General features: G+C 66.7%; 16 protein-coding genes. 5 read left to right on the top strand and 11 right to left on the bottom strand.

The window, feature by feature from the left end; translation table 11 throughout:
• The first annotated feature begins 62 nt into the window (after positions 1-62).
• Positions 63-509, top strand: coding sequence for a hypothetical protein (locus tag L1080_RS01840; protein WP_250771981.1), 447 nt, complete (start codon positions 63-65; stop codon positions 507-509).
• On the opposite strand, the gene L1080_RS01835 is transcribed toward L1080_RS01840, so the two are convergent.
• Positions 493-1,233, bottom strand: coding sequence for a lysoplasmalogenase family protein (locus tag L1080_RS01835; RefSeq protein WP_159924840.1), 741 nt, complete (start codon positions 1,231-1,233; stop codon positions 493-495). The two genes, L1080_RS01840 and L1080_RS01835, sit on opposite strands and share 17 nt — an antisense overlap.
• Before the next feature lie 104 nt (positions 1,234-1,337).
• Here L1080_RS01835 and L1080_RS01830 point away from each other — a divergent pair, with 104 nt between their 5' ends.
• Positions 1,338-1,979, top strand: a complete 642-nt coding sequence (locus L1080_RS01830) for a ScbR family autoregulator-binding transcription factor (RefSeq protein WP_159924838.1) — start codon at positions 1,338-1,340, stop codon at positions 1,977-1,979.
• 201 nt (positions 1,980-2,180) lie between these two features.
• On the opposite strand, the gene L1080_RS01825 is transcribed toward L1080_RS01830, so the two are convergent.
• The 4 genes from L1080_RS01825 to L1080_RS01810 all read right to left on the bottom strand — a co-directional run bounded on the left by L1080_RS01825 (position 2,181) and on the right by L1080_RS01810 (position 4,037).
• On the bottom strand, positions 2,181-2,585 hold the full coding sequence (locus L1080_RS01825) for a hypothetical protein (RefSeq protein WP_250771984.1): 405 nt from the start codon (positions 2,583-2,585) through the stop codon (positions 2,181-2,183).
• 184 nt (positions 2,586-2,769) lie between these two features.
• A complete protein-coding gene (locus L1080_RS01820) occupies positions 2,770-2,970 on the bottom strand; it encodes a DUF6186 family protein (RefSeq protein ID WP_159924836.1) in 201 nt (66 codons plus the stop codon).
• A gap of 1 nt (position 2,971) precedes the next feature.
• Entirely contained in the window at positions 2,972-3,433 is a 462-nt protein-coding gene (locus tag L1080_RS01815; RefSeq protein WP_250771988.1) for a hypothetical protein, read from the bottom strand.
• 91 nt (positions 3,434-3,524) lie between these two features.
• Positions 3,525-4,037, bottom strand: coding sequence for a DnaJ family domain-containing protein (locus L1080_RS01810; RefSeq protein ID WP_250771991.1), 513 nt, complete (start codon positions 4,035-4,037; stop codon positions 3,525-3,527).
• Positions 4,038-4,368: 331 nt separating this feature from the next.
• Here L1080_RS01810 and L1080_RS01805 point away from each other — a divergent pair, with 331 nt between their 5' ends.
• From L1080_RS01805 to L1080_RS01795, 3 genes are all read left to right on the top strand, one after another.
• Positions 4,369-4,845 (top strand): DUF4190 domain-containing protein, encoded by a 477-nt coding sequence (locus L1080_RS01805; RefSeq protein WP_250771994.1) that lies wholly within the window; start codon positions 4,369-4,371, stop codon positions 4,843-4,845.
• A gap of 154 nt (positions 4,846-4,999) precedes the next feature.
• Complete coding sequence (locus L1080_RS01800) at positions 5,000-6,544, top strand: flavin-containing monooxygenase (RefSeq protein ID WP_250771997.1); 1,545 nt, start codon at positions 5,000-5,002, stop codon at positions 6,542-6,544.
• The gene (locus L1080_RS01795) at positions 6,541-6,996 is read left to right on the top strand and encodes an SRPBCC family protein (protein WP_250772000.1); all 456 of its coding nucleotides are present in this window, start codon (positions 6,541-6,543) and stop codon (positions 6,994-6,996) included. Before L1080_RS01800 ends, L1080_RS01795 begins: the two co-directional genes overlap by 4 nt.
• A gap of 85 nt (positions 6,997-7,081) precedes the next feature.
• Here L1080_RS01795 and pyrE read toward each other — a convergent pair whose 3' ends face one another.
• From pyrE to L1080_RS01765, 6 genes are all read right to left on the bottom strand, one after another.
• Entirely contained in the window at positions 7,082-7,615 is a 534-nt protein-coding gene (gene pyrE / locus L1080_RS01790) for an orotate phosphoribosyltransferase (protein WP_109332769.1), read from the bottom strand.
• Between the two features lie 20 nt (positions 7,616-7,635).
• On the bottom strand, positions 7,636-8,463 hold the full coding sequence (locus L1080_RS01785; RefSeq protein WP_159924822.1) for an SDR family NAD(P)-dependent oxidoreductase: 828 nt from the start codon (positions 8,461-8,463) through the stop codon (positions 7,636-7,638).
• Positions 8,464-8,530: 67 nt separating this feature from the next.
• A complete protein-coding gene (locus tag L1080_RS01780) occupies positions 8,531-9,313 on the bottom strand; it encodes a type III secretion system chaperone family protein (protein ID WP_250772072.1) in 783 nt (260 codons plus the stop codon).
• A gap of 95 nt (positions 9,314-9,408) precedes the next feature.
• Positions 9,409-10,290 carry a DUF5666 domain-containing protein gene (locus L1080_RS01775; protein WP_250772003.1) on the bottom strand — a complete coding sequence of 294 codons (882 nt, stop codon included), beginning with the start codon at positions 10,288-10,290 and terminating at the stop codon, positions 9,409-9,411.
• A 171-nt stretch (positions 10,291-10,461) separates the two neighbouring features.
• Positions 10,462-13,014 carry an ATP-dependent chaperone ClpB gene (clpB, locus tag L1080_RS01770; RefSeq protein WP_159924818.1) on the bottom strand — a complete coding sequence of 851 codons (2,553 nt, stop codon included), beginning with the start codon at positions 13,012-13,014 and terminating at the stop codon, positions 10,462-10,464.
• A gap of 148 nt (positions 13,015-13,162) precedes the next feature.
• Positions 13,163-14,239: an alpha/beta hydrolase gene (locus L1080_RS01765; protein ID WP_250772006.1), complete on the bottom strand. Its 1,077-nt coding sequence runs from the start codon at positions 14,237-14,239 to the stop codon at positions 13,163-13,165.
• Between the last annotated feature and the right edge of the window lie 116 nt (positions 14,240-14,355).

The following is a 14,355-nucleotide window of genomic DNA, read 5'->3' as shown; positions in this document are numbered from 1 at the left end:
CTCTAACGGCACCACTGCCCGGCGTCCCCGCGGCGGTCTACCCTGGACACGGAGGCACAACGATGAATCATCAGCGAATCGTGCGGACGGTCTGCTTCATCACAGCCGGTTACGTCATCGTCCTCGCAGTCTGGCTGGGGTGGTTGATCGAGCACACCCCCGAGGCCACGATTCCGTACCAGATCATGGGACTGGTCGCCGCCTTCGGGTCGGCGCTGGGATTCGGCATGATGGCTGCCGAACGACCCTCCCGGGCAGACCGCCGACTCGCGCGGCGCGGGCTCGAAGGATGGGCCAGCATCGAGCGCGTGACACCGCTTCGCCGCACCCCCGACAACGGCGAACTGACCGAACTGGATCTGCGGTTGACCGTGCCGGGGTCCGAGAGCTACTCCGGACGCGTCGTGTACGAGGTGCGGCGCGAGGAGGCCACCCGTTTCGTGCCCGGCGAAACCATCACCATCCTGGTGGACCCGAACAATCGGGACCGCATCATGCTGTGTCCGTGACCCGGCGACCTGTGTTCCGGCGGCGTAGCGCGAGCATCCCCTCGACCAGCAACAGTTGCGCGGCGGCGTAACTGGCGAGGATCAGTCCTTCGGTTACAGCCCTGCCGCGCTCACGTCGCACGAACAATCTCCGCACCACGATCAGCCCGTCCGACGCCGTGAACAGCACTCCGCCCAGACCGAGCCAGCTGCGCCGGTCGACGCTCGGTATCGCCACGCTCGCAACGACGCCTGCGCCGGGGGCGAGGGTCGGATCGGCAGCGAGTGTGGACGTCGTAGCCAAGGCTGATCCATAACCAGTGAGGGGCGCAGCGACACCGGCGGATCGAGCCCGCAGCAACAGGGCTGCCCCGAGCCAGCCGGCCAGTCGCGGACCCCACGCCGCCGGAGTGGGACGCGCACCGTTGCGCAGCAGCAAAGCCGAGTAGCACGCCTGCATGACCGCGAAGGCCGAAGCGCCCCGCACCAGGCGGGCATCGTCATCCGGGTCGATCATGAAGACGTCACCGACCGTCGCGCCTGTGAGCCCGGCCAGCAACAGTCCCGCGTCCACGGAGTCGGTCGCGCCTCGCCGGCGCACTACCCGGGCCGCCAGTGCCGGAGCGATCAGAGGCTTCGCGATCTTCTGCAGTCGCTCGCGTCCGGTCACGGCGCCGACCACGGTGGCCACAGTCGCCCCCGCGAACACGACGTGCTCCAGACCCCAGTCATCCTTCGACGTCACATCTTCCTCCCACACTTGCGGTCGCGCCGAGGGTACCGCGCGCTCGAGTGGTTGACTGGAGGTTGGAATGCGACGGTGACGAGGGCGATCGTGAGGCACAGGTCATGGCAGTACAGGCACGTGCGGCAGCCACCCGCCATCAGGTCCTGGAAGGCGCCGCGCTCAGCTTCGAGAAGCTCGGCTACGGCGGCGCCAGCCTGAGTCGGATACTTGCGTACTCCAATGTCACGAAGGGTGCCTTGTACTTCCATTTCGAGTCCAAGGAAGCCCTCGCCTGGGCGGTGATCAAGGAGCAGCACGCCATGTCGATGCTGGCGGCGCAGCGAGTGCTCGCCACGGCGCAGTCCCCGATGGAGGCTATCGTCTTGTGCGCCAAGGAAATGGCGCGGCAACTGCTGACCGAACCGATCGTCCGGGCGGGGGTCCGCCTCACCCTCGAGCTCGGCAATTCTCGCGGACCGGCCACCGATCCCTACATCGACTGGACCGACACGCTCGTGGCACTGGCCGTCAAGGCGACGGCAGCAGGTGAACTTCGGGCGACCGTCGATTCCGCCGCTCTTGCCCGCTTCCTGGTGAGTTCCTTCACCGGGATGCAACTCGTGTCCGAGGCACTGAGCGGTCGAGCCGACCTGTACGAACGCCTCGCCGACATGTGGGCGCTGCTGCTCCCCTCGATCGCCGCCCCCGACATGTTGCCCCGCTTACTCGAGCTTGCCGCCGCACGTGACGACCTCGCCTCCTGATTGCCGAGGCACAAGACGAGCGCACGACGGCTCGCCACCCCGGACTCCGATGACGTCGATTCGGCCCCATTCAGTTCTCAGGCAACATCATTCCGTCTGCTTGGGATGCCCAGTGCCCTTTTGCCGCATCACTGGTCGCGAATCGCAGGTCCCACAGCTCCTCGGACGCCGGCGGCGCGACCCGTTCACCCCGCTTCCGCCTCACAGCTCCGGCACCGGTACGGCCCCGAAGTCGCCCTTGGACGGCGCCGACAGAATCCGGGCAAGCTCTGGATCGGCATACACCTCCACCGTATGGAGCCACGTTTGAATCGTGCGGGCCGGCGGAGCGGGATTATCCATCGACGAGCCCGCCCGCAGCGACGCGATCAGCTCGTCGACGAAGTCGGCGACCTCCTCACCCGACAGGTAGCTCACCCACGGAAACGCCGCCGCGACGACCTTGCGGACCAGAGCACCGTCACCCGAGTGCAGTAGGGCGTCGACCATCGCCGTCGCCGCCGCGAGCACCTCCCGCTCCTGCTCCGCCCGTACCGCCGTCATCAAGACCAGATCCTCGCCGCCTCGCCGCGTCACTCGCAGCGGCCGCGCCTTGATCGCTGCCACTCCGACAGTGTCGCCTTCCCCTTGTTCTGGATATCCGAGAACGGAGGCACGGACGAGACCCCCCTCTACCTCGAGACCGACGAGCGCGGACTGCACCTCGGAAGTCGAGGGCGGCGAACATTGAGGACCCGGCCACCAGCACTTCCGGCACTACGGGCGAACGGACGGCGGTTGACCCGGGTGATCAGGGCAGGGTGTACCGGGCGAACACGTGCCACCCTGCGAAAGCCCAGAGGCCGACGAGAAGTAGTCGTCCGGGCAGCCGGGTCCACAGCGCGGAGACGACGCTCGCAAGGCTCGACCACCGTCCGCCGGTCCGGCGGCTGTACAACTCGATGCCGATGCCGGTGCCGATCAACATCAGCCAGATGATCGTGACTATCACCTCACCCTCCCGCGGGAGAACGGGGTCGCACCCACCTGCGGTACATCCGGACGACTGGGCCCCCGCCGACGGCAAGCCATCCGCAAAACAGGACGAATCGAACCGGATGCCACGCCAGCGCATGATCGATCACCGTGCTGAGTGTGGGAAGGGTGGTGGACCGGCCACCCAGGGCGAGACCGAGTCCTTCGAGGCCTGCGGCAACAAAGAGCAACACCAGCCACGGGAGCACCGAGCGTAGCGTGATCTCCCCTGCCCGTGGCGTGTCGTTGTCCCGAGGATCGGGAGCGCCGCCGATGACGGCCACACCGGCCAGCAGAACAACGGGCATTCCGACTGCGATGTAGGCAAGGCCCGTGAACGGCTCCAGTCCGGTTGCCCAGTATGCGTAGAGCGCCGTGATCACCAGACCGGCTGCACCAACAGCGCTGGGCACATCAACTTTTCGGAGAAGCGATTTCATCGCACCACCCACCCCTACCCTGGTCCGTCGCGTGCTGCTCCAGCCGCCAGGGTCGCACCCGCGCAACCGTCGCCGCACGGGGCCTGACCGGTCACCGTCCCCGACGCCACCACCGCCGCGGTCGCGGCGCCGGCGGCTGGTTCTCTGCGGACGACTGGTCCTCTTCGGACGGCGGGAGCGATGGCGGGTGCGTGGGCACCGCTCGGCGGTCCATTCGCCACTGCGACACCACCTCGTCCGCGTCGACGGGGCTGACCGGCACTCGCGGCCCGGACGGCGCGCGCAACCAGGCCACGATCTCGAGGTTGAGCTGATGCACGATCTCGCGCACCGCGTCCTCCGACGGTATTCCGCGGACCGTCTCGGGGAGCCGCTCGATCTGCTTGCGCAACTGCAGTGGCGTCGGTAGCAGTGCGTCGAGGGGCAGGTTCTCACGCCGCAGATAACCTTTGACCCACCACAACTCGTCATCGACGTCGCCGGACAGTGGTATCGGTTTACCTGCTCCGGGAAGGTTGTCGAAGTCACCGCGCTCCTGCGCCAGCCGGATCTGCTTGTCGATCCAGCTCTCGAAGCTCACCTCGGGAGGTTTGCGCTCGGTCATACACCGATTCTCCCAGGATGTGCGGCACTGCGGCAGCAAGTCGTGCGGTGCGGGATCTCCCCGAACTCGGCGCGGACCACGTCACCGACCCGCGGCGGACGCTCCGCATCCGCGCACCGATTCGCGGGACTCGCCGACCAATCCCTCAGCATCCGGCCAAAGGGTGTGCGGATATGCGGCGCGACCGTCCCTTATTCGAGAATCCGGCGTCGCCCTGCTCGCCGACCACGCCGCGACCGAGTAGGCACCCGGACCCTCACCGATACGGTTTGAAGGCCACCGAACCGGGCATGCGTTGTACACCCCAGATCGACTACGCCCGGAGGTAATGATGAGCAGACCCCTGACAGGTCGCGGTGACGAAAACGACCCGCATCGTGTGACCGATATCGACGGTCGTTCCGTCGACGGTCGTTCCGTCGACGGTCGTTCCGTCGACGTCGAGCAACGAGTAGTCACCAAACCCGCACGTACCAGCACTGCTGCCGCATTCGCCCTCGCTGTCGGCGTTGCCGCCCTCGTCTGCGTGCTGATCGTGATCCTGTCTCCGGTCGGACTGGTGCTGGGCATCATCGGGCTGATTCTCGGCATCCTCGGACTGAGGGCGTCTCGCAAGGTGGGTATCACCGGTAAAGGCGTGGCGATTGCCGGCACTGTACTGAGCGCGCTGGCGATCGTCATCTCGATAGCTTTCGCGGCCGGAATGGTCACTGTGCTCAACAACGACAGTGCCGTCGAACGAATCGAGCAGGAACTCGACAAGATGCGGGACAAGCTGCCCGATAGCGTCGAGGTCCCCCAGCCGTAACTAGCACGCTCCGTGCGCCTTTCTGGTTGCCACCGCTACCAGAAAGGCGCACGGGCGCGGAGCGCCACTTGCCATTGCGCCTTCTTCCTTTTACTGTGACATCGAGTCTCAGTTAATTACCGGTGACCGTTCCACCTCGGCCCAGGAAGAGGACATGACAGTGAGTGCCCCGCAGCAGGCCGGCATCGCCTCCCAGGCCTCGGAGGACGAACGGCATCTGTCGGTCGTCGTAGTCGGCGCCGGTCTGTCCGGCGTCGCCGCAGCGGTCAAGCTGGAAAAGGCCGGAATTACGGACTACCTCGTGCTCGAGAAATCAGCACGCGTCGGCGGCGTGTGGCGGGAGAACACCTACCCCGGCTGCGGTGTCGACATACCCGCACCGGTGTACTCGTTCTCCTTCAATCCCAACCCGCAATGGCGGAGCAACTTTGCACTACAGCCGGAACTGCTGTCGTATATCGAGGAAACGGTCGACAAGTTCGGCGTCCGATCCAAGATCTCGATGCACACCGAGCTGATCGAGGCAGCGTGGTCCGAAGACCGCCGACGGTGGGTCCTCGACACCACCCAGGGCACGATGGTCGCCCAGCACGTCATTTTCGCGGCAGGACCGATCACCGAACCGAAGACACCCGAGCTCCCCGGAATCGACGGCTTCGCCGGCGAGATCTTTCACTCGGCGCGCTGGAATCACGATGTCGATCTCACCGGCAAGAGGGTGGCGGTGGTGGGAACGGGCGCGTCCGCCGTGCAGTTCATTCCGGAGATCCAACCGGACGTGGCGCAGCTGTACGTCTTCCAGCGCACTCCCGCGTGGGTCGTCCCACGTCTCGACTTTCCGTTCCCGCGCATGGCGCAATGGGTGTTCGGTCGAGTTCCCGCCGTACAGAACGCATTTCGGCACCTCCTGGACGTGGTGCTGCGGACCCTCACCCTGGCGATGCGGCGCGAACGGACCGCACGCCTACTCAACCCCATCGGTACCCGCTGGCTCGCGGCACAGGTGCCCGACCCCGAGCTCCGAGCGTCGCTCACCCCGGACTTCACCTCGGGGTGCAAGCGACTCCTGCTGTCCAACACCTATCTGCCTGCACTGACGAAGCCGGGCGTCGAGCTGATCCCCCACGCGCTCGTCGCGGTCGACGGGCAGTCGGTGGTGGCCGCCGACGGCACCCGACGCGAGGTTGACGTCATCATCTTCGGTACCGGATTCGATGTGAGCCACCCACCCATCGCGAGCCGCATTCGCGGACGCGACGGACGCCTTCTGTCGGAGAAGTGGGCGAAGAGTCCCGAGGCCTATCTGGCCACCACCACTCCGGGTGCACCGAACGCCTACATCATGCTCGGCCCGAACATCTTGGTGTACAACTCGTTTCTGGGATTGGCCGAGAACCAGCTCGACTATGTCATCGACGGCTTGACCAAGGCCGAACAGCAGGGCATCGAAGTACTCGAGGTCCGCGAGGAGCCGTTCCGCGCATTCAACGACGCCGTCCAGAAGGGCCTGGCCCCCACGGTCTTCAACAACGGCGGATGCAGTAGCTACTACCTCGACACCGACGGCAAGAACTTCGCGGCCTGGCCGTGGTCCACCGGATCACTGCGACGCCGCCTCGCCCGATTCGACCTCGAAAACTACGCCGTCCGGCCTTACCGGCACTCGCCGTCCGCCCATTCCACAGGAAAGTCGTCATGATCGAGATTCATCACACCGCCGTAGCCCAAGCGCCGCTCGCCGCCTGTTTCGCGTATCTCGACGACTACACGCACGTGCCGTCCTGGCTTTTCGGGATCACCCAGTTCGATCCCGTCGGCGAACCCGTCCGCGGACTCGGTGCCGTCTACAACGCGGCGATGCGGGTCGGCCCCAAAACGCTGGGCTCGGTCGTCGAGATCACGGCGTGGGAAGAGAACGCACTGATCCAGCTCGATTCGATCGACGGCCTCACAACCCACTCACAGTGGCGATTCGAGGCCGTCAGCGAAGAAGCGACCCGACTGACCGTCGACTTCCACTACGAGCTTCCCGGCGGACTTGCCGGGAAGGCGCTGGCGCGGATCGTCGAACCGTTTGTGGCGCAGGCAATCCGACACACCGACGCCACCCTGCGGCGTCAGGTGGAACAGGCGGCGCAGCGCTCGTTCTGACCGGGTGGCGGGCATCCTCACCCGAGAACAAAGCCCACCTGCCGTTCAAGGGCGGGCGCTGCCTGCACCAGCGCCGTGCCTCGAGTCAGTTCAGTCCGAGATCTGCGAGGCCGAGCAGCGACCGGTACTCCAGCCCCTCGGCCGCGATCACGTCGTCGGCTCCGGTGGCGCGGTCGACGACGGTGGCAACACCGACCACGGTGGCGCCCACGTCACGGAGCGCCTTCACCGCGGTCAGGGGGGAATTGCCGGTGGTGGTCGTGTCCTCGACAACGAGAACCCGTTTGCCGACCACGTCCGGTCCCTCGATCTGGCGCTGCATCCCGTGCGCCTTGGCTGCCTTACGGACGACGAACGCGTCGATCGGCCTGCCCGCCGCGTGCATGACGGCCATCGCCACCGGGTCGGCTCCCATCGTGAGTCCACCCACCGCGTCGAAGTCCCAATCCGACACCAGCTCACGAAGCAATTTCCCGATCAGCGGACCGGCCTCGTGATGCAGCGTCGCGCGGCGCAGGTCCACGTAGTAGTCGGCTTCCTTGCCCGAGGACAACGTCACCTTGCCGTGCACTACAGCCAGCTTCCGCACCAGCGCGGCCAAATCCTCGCGATCACTCATGACAGAAACCCTACCCACCGCTACGTGCGGCCACGGCCCCGGCCAACCACGTTGGTGAGGCGACGCACAACGCTCTTCGGGACCAGCCGTCCCACCGAAGTAAGCACCTTGTACTGGGCGCCCGGGACGCTGACGACCTTCCCCTTCTCGAGATCCGCCAGGGAGGCCGCCACCACTTGCTCGACGCTGAGCCACATGACCTTCGGGATGGAAGTCATTTCGATTCCGGCGCGTTCGTGGAACTCGGTGCGAATAAATCCCGGGCACAACGCCTGCACGCGGACACCTGTCCCCGCCAGACCTCCCGACAACCCCTCGGAGAACGAGATGACATACGCCTTGCTTGCCGAGTAGGTGGAGCCGCGGCCGGAGAGAAGTCCGGCCACGCTGGCCACGTTGATGACAGTGCCGTTGGCCGACGCGATCATCGCCGGCAGCGCCGCCCGGGTGAGCTGCATGACGGCAGTGACGTTGACGTCGAGCTGAGCTTGCAGCAGCCCGGGATCGGCGGTCCAGAACTCACCGGAGGTGCCGAAGCCCGCGTTGTTGACCAGTACGTCAACGCCCTGGTTCAGACGCCCGGCCACTTCCAAGCGACCCGCGGTCGTCGCCAGATCGGCGGGAAGGATCTCGCACTCCGTGTCGAACCTTGCCTTGGTCTCGGTGGCGAGCTCGCGCATCCGCCCTTCGTCACGGGCGACCAGCACCAGGTCGTAACCCAGCGAGGCGAACTTACGGGCGAACCCCGCGCCCAGCCCGGAGGTGGGGCCGGTGACGAGGGCGACCGGTCGAGTGGGGGCGTCGTCGGAAGCGGACGGGAGGTCGGCGGAACTCGAAGGCGTCGACATACCGGTGACGGTAGCAAGGCGCGGCACGCCTGTGCGCGGTTAACGAGTCCCTGGACTCGTCAACCCCTCACGCGCGGGGGCGCCCCTGGGGAGGACGACCACCGGCCGGCGGGTGCGGCGCCGAGGCACGCCCCTCGGCTGGGCGCCCTTCGGCTGGGCGACCTTCGGCTGGGCGTCCCGCGGCTGGGCGCCCTTCGCGCAGTCGCGGCCGGCTCGGGTCGTGAGGTTGACGATCGAGTTCGCGTGGCTCGATGACCGGCGGGAGGACGTGCAGCAGACCGGACAGCCGGGCCACCGCCTCGATCGCCGAATCCCATTCGCGCCCGGTGCTGTTGATGGGCAGCGAACCGAGGGTCCACTCCCCCTCGCTCCACAGCATGTTCACGTGCGGAGGAACCGACTCGGTGAAGGCGACCATCCGCTGATCGCAGACGCGGCGCGCGATCTCGAGGTCGGTGGCGAAAACCACCCGCGGCCCGATGGCCCCCAGCAACTCGAGGTCCGCATCCTTGGGCGGCGGCGTCGACTTGAGCCGGAGGTCGATGTCGACATCGGAGCCCACTTTGCGGTGCACCGCGACGATGGTCGCGGTTTCCTCCAAGTCGAACAGGATGAACGACTCACCCCGACGTTCGCCCCGCACGACATCGAGGGCGCTGAGGTACTCCTGCTTGGCCATAGCGGCGCGGTGGAATTTGGCCGGCAACCGTTCTTCAACGCTCTCGTAGGTGTAGCCCTGAGCCTTCGCCCAGATCTGCCGCACACGGCCGGTCTGATCGCGCCGCGAGCGATCGAAATAGAGCAACGCACACGCGCCTGCGAGTGCGATCAACGCCAGTACGAACCACATTCCCGTCATCGGTGATCAGCCTAGCGAGTCGACGGCGCAATCGGACCATGCGGTACCGGGACACCCCGTGTCGGACGGCGCCGAGGACACGATGGTCAGTTGCCGCCGAGCCGGGGCAGCTCTGTGCTGATGATCGTCTCCGCCATCATCGAGCCGTTTTCGATCTTGGTGCCCTGAACCATGACGGTGAATCCGGGCTTCAGATCGGCGACGGTGGCCCCGTCCAGGGCGATCACGTTGGTCTGGGGGTTGGTCTGCACCGTCACCTGTGATCCGCCGATGGCGTCGAGGGTCAGCGTCGTGCCGTCGTTGGCGCTGATCGTTCCGAACGCAGCACCCGCCTCTCCGATGGCCTCGCCGATCCCGCCGGGGAGTTGGTCGAGCGGCGACTCGGATGTCGTGGACGGGGGCGCGCTGGTCCTCGGCGGTGCGGTGGTGGCAGGCGGGCGTGACGTGGTCGGTCCCGCCACCGTCGACGACGAGGAATTGTTCGGCGCCGACGTGAAGAGCGCGATGCCGAAACCGATGACGGCGATCAGCAGCAAGGCGGCTGCAGCGCCGGCGATCCACGTGGCGACGCGGCGCGGCTTCTTGTCGTCAGGTTCCTCGCCCGGCGGCCTAGGCGGGTACTGGGGGTTCGGGTACTGGGCATGGGGATATTGCCCGGTGGGATAGCCGCCGTAGTACTGCTGCGCGTCGTACGGCGGATAGGCCTGCGTGGCGTTGGGCGGCGGCGCCCCCGAGGCGAACCTGGGGTCGTACGGCGGGAGCGCCTGCGTGGGGTTCGGCTGATTCTGCCCGTACGCCGCGGTGGGGTCGGACGTATAGAACTGTTGCGTGGGCTGCTCGGGGGTGCTGCCCAGGTACTCCGTCCGCTGCTCGTCTCGCGACCACGACTCCGTGCCGTCGGATCCCGATGTCGCCGAGTCGTCGTATGCGCGTTCCTGAGGAGTACGCGGATCGTCGGGGTTCGTCATGGTCGGGGCCCCCTCCCTCGGGGTGTGGTTGCCGGTCGAACATGCTCGTGCGGCCTTCACGCGCAGCGCGGCCCGTTCGGGGGTTCAGGGTAGTAGCGCAACTTAAGACGGCCCTGTGAAAACAGGCGTGAGTGGCAAGGCGCCGGACGCACCTTGCCACTCACGGACGGGTCAGCCGAGGACCAGCGAATCACCGTTCTCGGATACCTTCACCGGCACGGTGTCACCGTCTTTGACCTCACCGGCGAGGAGCTTCTTCGCCAACTGGTCACCGATGGCCTGCTGGATGAGGCGCCGCAGCGGCCGGGCTCCGTACATGGGGTCGTACCCGCGCACCGCCAACCAGAACCTCGCGGAGTCGGAGACGTCCAGGGACAGCCGCCGCGCCTCGAGGCGGTGGGACAGCTGGTCGAGCTGGATGTCGACGATCGCTTCGAGCTGTTCCTCCGACAGGGCGTCGAAGATCACGACGTCGTCGAGACGGTTGATGAACTCCGGCTTGAACGCGTGCCGCACCGCATCCATCACCTGTTCCTTGGTTCCGCCCGACCCCAGGTTGGAGGTGAGGATCAGGATGGTGTTGCGGAAGTCGACGGTGCGCCCCTGCCCATCGGTGAGCCGGCCGTCGTCGAGTACCTGGAGCAGGATGTCGAAGACGTCGGGATGGGCCTTCTCCACCTCGTCGAACAGCACGACCGTGTACGGGCGTCGGCGCACGGCCTCGGTGAGCTGGCCGCCCGACTCGTACCCCACATATCCGGGCGGGGCACCGACGAGGCGGGCCACCGAGTGCTTCTCGCTGTACTCCGACATGTCGATGCGCACCATGGCGCGCTCGTCGTCGAACAGGAAGTCGGCCAGCGACTTCGCGAGCTCGGTCTTACCGACACCGGTGGGGCCGAGGAACAGGAACGAACCGGTGGGCCGGTTGGGGTCGGCCACCCCGGCGCGGGCCCGCCGGACGGCGTCGGACACCGCTTGCACAGCCTCCGTCTGGCCGACGACACGTTTGCCCAGTTCGGTTTCCATGCGCAGCAGTTTGGCGGTTTCGCCTTCCATCATGCGGCCGGCGGGAATACCGGTCCACGCTGCCACCACGTCGGCCACGTCGTCGGGACCCACCTCTTCCTTGAGCATGACGTCGCCGTCACCGGCGGCGCCGGACTCACGGGCCGCCTGCTCGAGTTCCTTCTCGAGCTGCGGAATCTTGCCGTACCGCAGTTCGGCTGCGCGGCCGAGGTCGCCGTCGCGTTCGGCGCGCTCTTCTTCTCCGCGCAGGTTTTCGAGCTGCTCCTTGACCTCGCGGACGGAGTCGATGGCCTGCTTCTCGTTCTGCCACCGGGTGGTGAGCTGGTTGAGCTTCTCCTGCTCGTCCGCAAGTTCCTGGCGCAGCTTGTCGAGCCGTTCCTTCGACGCCTCGTCGGACTCCTTCTGCAGCGCCATCTCCTCGATCTCGAGGCGGCGGACGATCCGTTCGACGGTGTCGATCTCCTCGGGACGGGAGTCGATTTCCATCCGCAGCCGCGACGCCGCCTCGTCGACGAGGTCGATGGCCTTGTCGGGGAGGAACCGGGAGGTGATGTAGCGGTCGCTGAGGGCGGCGGCGGCGACCAGCGCGGAGTCGGTGATGCGCACACCGTGGTGCACTTCGTACCGTTCCTTGAGTCCACGCAGGATGCCGACGGTGTCCTCGACGGAGGGTTCGCCGACGAGGACCTGCTGGAAACGCCGTTCGAGGGCCGCGTCCTTCTCGATGTGCTTGCGGTACTCGTCGAGCGTGGTGGCGCCGACGAGCCGAAGTTCACCGCGGGCCAGCATCGGCTTGATCATGTTTCCGGCGTCCATCGCCGATTCACCGGTGGCACCGGCGCCGACGATGGTGTGCAACTCGTCGATGAACGTGATGACCTGGCCGGCCGAGTTCTTGATGTCGTCGAGAACCGCCTTGAGCCGTTCTTCGAACTCGCCGCGGTACTTGGCGCCCGCCACCATCGAACCGAGGTCGAGGGAGATGACGGACTTGCCGCGCAGCGATTCGGGAACGTCGCCCGCGACGATGCGCTGAGCCAGTCCTTCGACGATGGCGGTCTTACCGACACCCGGCTCGCCGATCAGCACCGGGTTGTTCTTGGTCCGTCGGCTCAATACCTGGACTACCCGGCGGATTTCGTTGTCGCGCCCGATCACGGGGTCGAGCTTGCCTGCCCGTGCCGCGGCCGTGAGGTCGGTCGAGTACTTCTCGAGCGCCTGGTATGTCCCCTCGGGGTCGGGGCTGGTGACGCGAGCACTGCCGCGGACGGTGGTGAACGCGTCGCGCAGGGCCTCCGGGGTGGCACCGTGCCGTCCGAGGAGGTGCGACACGTCCGAGTCGCCGGACGCGAGCCCCACCATGAGGTGCTCCGTGGACACGTACTCGTCGTCGAGTTCGGTGGCGAGATGTTGCGCAGCGGTGATGGCGCCGAGGGCTTCGCGCCCCAACTGCGGTGTGGTGGTGGCCCCGGATGTCTTGGGCAGCCGGTCGACCAAGGTCTGCGCTTCGCGATGGACCGCGGTGGGATCGACCCCGACCGCTTTGAGTAGCGGTGCGGCGATGCCGTCGGTCTGATCGAGCAGGGCCACGAGTAGATGCGCGGGCCTGATATCGGGGTTACCGGCCGACGACGCCGACTGGAGCGCAGCGGTCATCGCGGCCTGGGTCTTGGTGGTCGGATTGAATGAGTCCACTGGTCACCTCTTCTGGCGAAGTAGAGCGGTCCGTCGCCGGAGCCGGGAGGGACCTGGCGACGCTGTCACTCTTCTTAACGCGCGAAAGGTTGAGTCTGTTCCGCTCAACTTTGGATTTTTTGGAGTTCCTTCACCATCGTGCCCACTTTCAGGCGCCGATCGCAGCTGCCATCATCGGCCACGAGGTGTAGAGGTCCTCTTTCCAATACTCCCAGGAATGGGTGCCGGCCGGCCGGAGGTCGACCGTGACGGGTATGCCGAGGGTGTTGAGCTTCTCGGCCAGCCGAACGGTGCAGTCGTTGGTGACGGCCTCGATGACTCCGCCGACCACCACCTGGGTGGCGAGGGTGCCGCGGTCGCCGCCGACCGTGCGGGACTCCAACGTGTCGTGTTTTCCGGGGAACCCGGTTCCGTTGGAGAGATAGAGGGTGGTGCCCCGGAGTCGTTCGGCGTTGACGAACGGATCGTTGGCGATCCACAGCGGGTCGTCGGCCGGACCCCACATGTTCTCGGGGTTGCCGCCGAAATCCGCGACGGTGATCTCGACGTATCGGCGGGCCACGGGATTGCTGGTCATCGCGCAGCCGCTGTAGGCGCCGACGCTTCGGTACAGTCCCGGCCGCGCGATCGCGAGATTGAGCACGCTGGTGGCGGACATCGACAGCCCCGCGATCGCATTGCTTCCGCTGGCATCGAGGGCGGAATCGACGATGGGCGGCAGTTCCGCGGTGAGGAAGGTCTGCCACTTGTTCCTGCCCAGCTTCGGGTCGTCCCGCTTCCAGTCGGCGTAGTAGCTGGACTCGCCGCCGAACGGAATGACCACATTGACGTCCTTGTCAGCGAAGAACCGTCCGACGTCCGCCCGGGGTTCCCACCCGTTCTTCTCGGAGTTGCCCTCCACGCCCCCGAGCAGGTAGACGGTGGGACGTTGCGCCGACGCGGCCGGAAACACGCGAACGGTGATGTTCTTGTCCATCGCGGCCGAGTGGACGATGTAGTCGGCCTGTGCATCCCCCACCGACCTGACCTCGACCAGCCGCGATCCGTCCGCGGCCTGGTGGGCCGTGATCGTCTCGGTGACTCCGCGAGGCTCCGCCGCTGCTGTCGGCGGGCCCGTCAGGGCCGCAAGCACCACGGCCAGTGCGCCCGCGGCCACCGTCGACGGCCGCCTGACGGCACCGCCGCGCCGCCGTGGACCGCCCAGTCTTGCACCGTCAGCCCGCATGGTCCCCCCTGATTTCCTCCCGACCGGTACCGGATGCATATCGTGCCTTGTCGGTCTCGAACGCCCACGCGCGACCCGCCGAATCGGCCTGCGATTCGCCGGAAGTGACGTTCGCC

Source organism: Rhodococcus sp. MSC1_016 (genome assembly GCF_023667485.2).
GTDB lineage: Bacteria > Actinomycetota > Actinomycetes > Mycobacteriales > Mycobacteriaceae > Rhodococcus_F > Rhodococcus_F oxybenzonivorans.
This window is presented reverse-complemented; position numbering and strand designations above follow the sequence as displayed.

What these genes read in the sequence shown, in the direction of transcription:
- L1080_RS01840 (WP_250771981.1), top strand. Translation starts at nt 63, where the DNA reads ATGAATCATCAGCGAATCGTGCGGACGGTCTGCTTCATCACAGCCGGT.
- L1080_RS01830 (WP_159924838.1), top strand. Translation starts at nt 1,338, where the DNA reads ATGGCAGTACAGGCACGTGCGGCAGCCACCCGCCATCAGGTCCTGGAA.
- L1080_RS01815 (WP_250771988.1), bottom strand. Translation starts at nt 3,433, where the DNA reads ATGAAATCGCTTCTCCGAAAAGTTGATGTGCCCAGCGCTGTTGGTGCA.
- L1080_RS01810 (WP_250771991.1), bottom strand. Translation starts at nt 4,037, where the DNA reads ATGACCGAGCGCAAACCTCCCGAGGTGAGCTTCGAGAGCTGGATCGAC.
- L1080_RS01805 (WP_250771994.1), top strand. Translation starts at nt 4,369, where the DNA reads ATGAGCAGACCCCTGACAGGTCGCGGTGACGAAAACGACCCGCATCGT.
- L1080_RS01800 (WP_250771997.1), top strand. Translation starts at nt 5,000, where the DNA reads ATGACAGTGAGTGCCCCGCAGCAGGCCGGCATCGCCTCCCAGGCCTCG.
- L1080_RS01795 (WP_250772000.1), top strand. Translation starts at nt 6,541, where the DNA reads ATGATCGAGATTCATCACACCGCCGTAGCCCAAGCGCCGCTCGCCGCC.
- pyrE (WP_109332769.1), bottom strand. Translation starts at nt 7,615, where the DNA reads ATGAGTGATCGCGAGGATTTGGCCGCGCTGGTGCGGAAGCTGGCTGTA.
- L1080_RS01785 (WP_159924822.1), bottom strand. Translation starts at nt 8,463, where the DNA reads ATGTCGACGCCTTCGAGTTCCGCCGACCTCCCGTCCGCTTCCGACGAC.
- L1080_RS01780 (WP_250772072.1), bottom strand. Translation starts at nt 9,313, where the DNA reads ATGTGGTTCGTACTGGCGTTGATCGCACTCGCAGGCGCGTGTGCGTTG.
- L1080_RS01775 (WP_250772003.1), bottom strand. Translation starts at nt 10,290, where the DNA reads ATGACGAACCCCGACGATCCGCGTACTCCTCAGGAACGCGCATACGAC.
- L1080_RS01765 (WP_250772006.1), bottom strand. Translation starts at nt 14,239, where the DNA reads ATGCGGGCTGACGGTGCAAGACTGGGCGGTCCACGGCGGCGCGGCGGT.